The sequence below is a fragment of the Acetobacter estunensis genome, assembly GCF_019083805.1.
GTDB lineage: Bacteria > Pseudomonadota > Alphaproteobacteria > Acetobacterales > Acetobacteraceae > Acetobacter > Acetobacter estunensis_A.
This window is the reverse complement of record NZ_JAHRDV010000053.1, coordinates 1-514: the sequence shown is the minus strand read 5'-3', so window position 1 is coordinate 514 and position 514 is coordinate 1. Positions and strand designations below refer to the sequence as shown.

Genomic DNA, 514 nt, shown 5'->3' with positions numbered 1-514 from the left:
CGCGAACTGACCAGTGGGCTTACCGAATCCCCTTTGCCCTACAGTGGATATGGCCAGTCCCGTTGATCATTGCCATCTCGTTCGCCCCAGAATCTCCATGGTGGTATGTCCGCCGAGGGAATATCGATGCCGTCAGGCCCAATTTGCGCCGCCTCGTCCGATCCGGCAAAGACATCGACCAGATGCTGACGTTGATGGAAGGCACTGTCAACCAAGAAAGAGAGTCTGGAACAGGTAAACATTACAAAGACTGCTTTAAGGGAACTGATCGCCGGAGGACGATGATTGCATGTGGGACTTGGGGAATCCAAATAGTTTCTGGTACCGGGCTTCGAACCTACTCTACGTACTTCTACCAACAAGCCGGTCTTCCGTCTACACAAGCCTTTAACATGAGTCTCATCCAGTATGCTCTTGGAATCATAGGGGTTATCACGTTGCTGACAATGTTGAGCATGTTGTAGGTCATGCGCGAGAGCACAATGGTCTTGCTCCGCAGCTCTGACGACGGTAC

The 514-nt window shown here is 51.9% G+C and carries 1 protein-coding gene; it reads left to right on the top strand.

Going from position 1 to position 514, the window contains the following annotated elements:
- Positions 1-464 (top strand): MFS transporter (locus KUA11_RS17905; protein ID WP_217412219.1); only part of this gene is annotated, 464 nt, incomplete at its 5' end.
- Positions 465-514 lie beyond the last annotated feature (50 nt).